The sequence below is a fragment of the Oceanobacillus locisalsi genome, from assembly GCF_042675985.1.
GTDB lineage: Bacteria > Bacillota > Bacilli > Bacillales > Amphibacillaceae > Oceanobacillus > Oceanobacillus locisalsi.
This window is the reverse complement of record NZ_JBHTKK010000051.1, coordinates 1-4,501: the sequence shown is the minus strand read 5'-3', so window position 1 is coordinate 4,501 and position 4,501 is coordinate 1. Positions and strand designations below refer to the sequence as shown.

The window sequence follows — 4,501 nt, the reverse complement described above, 5'->3', positions numbered from 1 at the left end:
TGGTACTTTTAACCTTATCAGAAATGGGTTCTTTTTTCATTTATTTGATGCAGTCTATATCTGTCATAGTTCCTTGACAGGTATGGGATGAGAAGCTATTTAGATTTTTCTATGAATAATTCAGGTTAAATTATTTTATATACTTCGATTTTAGAAAACATGAGTTTTTTTCAGTTGCACAACAAGTAAACAAATCATTGATTACTTCTATGAGTTTTGGTTCAATTCCTGCCTATGCCATAATGAAAAATGTTTCATTTGGTATGGCAATAAATCCATTGAAAATGTTAGTTATTGCTAGTATTTTAGGAATAATACTAGGATGTGTAAGTATAAAATTAACAGACAGAGCAATCGAAAAGGGATTAGAACACAGAAAGGAAGTTATACATCCAACGAATCAAGCATTGCGAGAATATCTTTCTGTAGGAATAAAACAATCAAAAGGTCTAGTTTTTATTATACTATTATTATTTTTTCTCGTCTTTTTAAGCGCGATCTTTTTATATTTTATGCCACAAAGTGTATTAATGTTTCTTGTTAACATTGGCTCATGGATGATTAGTATATTAACTACCTGGGCAATAAGACCAATAAAGCGAAGCCAGGTTCATAAACAATTAGAAGGAGAGCTGGAAAGAATATAAAATAAAAAAAGTATGCAAGGTGATTTTCCATGAAAAAGAAAGAAACATCCGCGTTTTACAGTTTATACGGGACCATTATTGGTAGTATTGTCATTGCACTTATTGTTTTCGGAATCAATGCAGGATTTACAACATTATTTTGTTTTGTGTTGTTGCCGATTCTTATTGTGTATCTTTCCTTTAAATTTTTACCACAGCTGTGGGCGTTCATTATATTATCAAGCATGATTATATTCGGTGTGCATTCCTTCATTGGAATGTGGCGTTTTACGATTACTTGTACGGTTTTCTTTGCGCTTATAATCATGGTAGATTATATTATCAAAAATAAGAAAATAGTGGGCAAGGTGAACATGGCTATAATGATATTATTCTACATAACGATATTGATATTAATCAATCTTGATTCCATAGATAGATGGCTGAACACACCTGAACTAACTGAAGGAAATATGCAGGAAGCTGCTGAGATCATAGAAGGTAGAGATGATGTATTAAGTGCTAGTACCGGGATAGATGAAGATCATTTTGATGAGGAAGCGTATATTTATATTGTTTTAGATGTTGCGGATAAACTCACAAGGGATCAAAAAATAACTGCAGGGGAAGACAGCGCTGAGATATTAGATATGGTGATGCATGAAGAAAATGATATGGACCCAGGGGACCTTTATCATTATTACGATGTGGAAATAAGGATTGGAATGAGTGACGTTTTAATTGGCAGGAAAGAAATCGATTCAGAGGAAATAAAATGGCAGCCGCCGTTGGAGTGATGAGATTTTGTATTGTAGTAATAAGTATGTAAAAACTTTTGTTTGAATACCATTCGGCGTTTTAATTCTATTATCAGATTACAATGAAGTAGTATTTAAAAATGCTGAAAAATAATAACATTGAATGAAATTCACATTTGGAAAGGAAACGCGTTTTTGTCATTATGATTGGTATAAGAAAGCTGTCTTATCTTGAATTCAACAAATAGATAAATGAACGAAACTAGATAAAACGCCTATATTTTTAAGAATAGTTCTTGGCTAATTTAGAATTTCTAATTTTGTATAAATCTTGCCACAATTTTTCAATTATAGTAATATGATTAAAAAATCCTTCTGCTGAATTGATTCCTTGATGAACAAAAAAAAGAATATTGGAGGAATAGCATGTTAAAAGAAGAAATGAACCAGCAAAAAGTAAATCTAGCAAATACGATTAATGCAGACTTTAAGGCGACGGATTATCAAGAGAAAGTAGATTCGAAAGATTATGAATTGGTAATGAAGTCATCAGAACAGGAAGCTCGAAGTCTGATTAAACGATATCCGGCGCTGAAATATTTTTCTATTCCGCTCACAGGATATTTTGGGCTTCATTTTTTAGTCAAATTATTATTAGTTGGCATGATTTTACTCTTCCCTACAGTAGCATTCTTTTTTCAGAGTGGTCCTGATGGAATTAAGATGTTCTTATCTTTAATTGTTTGTACCCTTATTGGCTTAACGATATATGGATTGATTATCAAAAGCTATACAGGAATGCTTAAAGTTTTAAGTAGAAAGAATGAAGTGGAGCAGTTTCGTTTAGCATTTATTGATATAATAAACACCTTTTGTGAGTTGCATACTTCTCGCCTTAAGAATGTTATTTCAGATTGGAAATACGCATTTGAAGCAAATCAGATTAATTTCACTTTTTCTTTAAATGATTCGTCAAAGGCTTGGAATAAAGAAAATATACAAGAATATTTAACAGCAGTTTTTAATAGGGAATTAACCTCTTTTACATACCAAAAACAGAATATTTCTTTTAGTGTGAGGTTTAAGGAAAAACGAATACGATCAAAGAAAAACCAGGAATTAAAAATGGAGGATTTAGATCAAAAAATTAAACAGGAAGAATTTACACTTTGTGATACTTTATATGATAAAGCGAGAAATATGGAATCACAAAAGCAGAAATCAGAGCAAGCAGAACAACAATCCGTACAAGAAACAGCTGCGACTGCAGCTGTAAAAGAAATCGATGCTAGTCGCTTAGAGGCGATTGAATCTAAAATGGATGAGATTATTGGGCTTCAGCCAGTAAAAGATAAAGTGAACCAACTGATTAATAATCAGAAGATTCTACAAGAAAGAATTCGTGCCGGTCAGAATGCAAAGTACCATTCAGAACATCTGCTTTTCACTGGAAACCCCGGCACGGGCAAGACGATGATGGCGCGTTATATTTCGGAAATCTTTCAAGCTTTGAACGTTGTATCAAAAGGGCATTTAATTGAAGTAACACGTAAAGACCTCGTTGGAGAATACGTTGGGCAGACGGCAAAACAAACTCAAGATTATATTGAAAAGGCAATTGGAGGTGTTCTGTTTATAGATGAGGCATACTCTTTATCAAGGGGAGGAGAAAATGATTTCGGGAAGGAAGCCATAGATGTATTAGTAAAGGCGATGGATGATTATAAAGACGATTTCGTAGTTGTGTTAGCTGGATATACGGATGAGATGCATGATTTTTTGCAAGTGAATAGCGGATTGCAATCAAGATTATCAACAGTGATTGAATTTCCGGACTATTCTTCAAAAGAATTATTAGAAATGGCCCAAAAAAAGCTGATATCTGACAATTTTGTAGTAGTAGATGAAGCAAGAAAGAAATTACATGAATTGATTCAGTCCAAAATGGTATCCGGCAGACAAGATGGCGGGAATGGCCGGTTAGTGGATAAAATCATCCAAGATATCATTCAATCCCAAGGAAATCGACTCTCCGAAGCAACCAAAAATGAAGAGCGGATGGAAGGTGACTTACTTACCATTTTACCAGAAGATATAATGGTCGAAAGAAACACTGAAGACTTTGATTTAGAAGCAGAATTAGCTCAAATTATCGGGAACGAAGAAGTCAAACAATTTATCAGGCAGTTAGAAGCACAAGTAAAAGTTAATAAAAAACGGAAAGAACAAAATATAGAAACAGCGATTGGTTCTGCACTTCATATGGTTTTTCAAGGAAACCCCGGTACAGGGAAGACAACATGTGCACGTATAGTTGCCAGACTACTGTATAGCCTTGGAATATTGAAAAAAGGGCATTTGGTTGAAGTAGATAGAAGTGATCTGGTTGGAAGCTATATCGGACATACAGAGAATCAGACTAAAAATATGGTTAGTAAAGCAATGGGAGGGGTACTTTTTATCGATGAAGCTTACGCATTAGCACGCTCATCCGGCCACGATTTTGGTCAAGAAGCAATTGACGTGTTATTGAAAGCAATGGAGGATCATCGGGAGGATTTAGTCGTCATCGTTGCGGGGTATACGGAAGAAATGCAAACTTTCATTCATGCTAATCCAGGACTGGATTCACGTATACCTAACAGAATTAAGTTTATTGATTATTCCATTGATGAAATGTTTGCTATGTTGCAATTAATGGTGCAAGATAATAAATTTAAGCTGGCAACAGATTGTGAATCTTTTGTAAAAGAATTATTTGCTCGTGAGCAAAGAAGTGAACAGCCAGGAAATGGGCGGTACGTAAGAAATGTATTTGAACGTGCAGTTCGTAACATGTCTTTTCGACTCAGAGAAAAAGAAGATCCGAGTTACGTTGAGTTAACTACGTTGGAAGTAGCAGATTTTCAGTTGGATAAGTAGGATTAAAAAGCAGGCAGTCCGCTGTATTGGATGCCTGTTTTTTTAGGTTCCTTATTAAGATAAATTATCCTGAATTATTCATAGAAAAATCTAAATAGCTTCTCATCCCATACCTGTCAAGGAACTATGACAGATATAGACTGCATCAAATAAATGAAAAAAGAACCCATTTCTGATAAGGTTAAAAGTACCACC

The 4,501-nt window shown here is 34.2% G+C and carries 3 protein-coding genes; all 3 read left to right on the top strand.

Translation table 11 applies throughout. The features are described 5' to 3' along the window. Positions 1 to 209 precede the first annotated feature (209 nt). Positions 210 to 647, top strand: a complete 438-nt coding sequence (locus ACFQ19_RS20160) for a hypothetical protein (RefSeq protein WP_379594648.1) — start codon at positions 210 to 212, stop codon at positions 645 to 647. Between the two features lie 29 nt (positions 648 to 676). Continuing rightward, complete coding sequence (locus ACFQ19_RS20155; protein WP_379594646.1) at positions 677 to 1,423, top strand: hypothetical protein; 747 nt, start codon at positions 677 to 679, stop codon at positions 1,421 to 1,423. Positions 1,424 to 1,810: 387 nt separating this feature from the next. Beyond that, on the top strand, positions 1,811 to 4,306 hold the full coding sequence (locus ACFQ19_RS20150) for an AAA family ATPase (protein WP_379594644.1): 2,496 nt from the start codon (positions 1,811 to 1,813) through the stop codon (positions 4,304 to 4,306). Positions 4,307 to 4,501: the final 195 nt, after the last annotated feature.

Bases quoted from the DNA above. Each gene is read 5' to 3' on its own strand.
- ACFQ19_RS20160 (WP_379594648.1), top strand. From the start codon at position 210: ATGAGTTTTGGTTCAATTCCTGCCTATGCCATAATGAAAAATGTTTCA.
- ACFQ19_RS20155 (WP_379594646.1), top strand. From the start codon at position 677: ATGAAAAAGAAAGAAACATCCGCGTTTTACAGTTTATACGGGACCATT.
- ACFQ19_RS20150 (WP_379594644.1), top strand. From the start codon at position 1,811: ATGTTAAAAGAAGAAATGAACCAGCAAAAAGTAAATCTAGCAAATACG.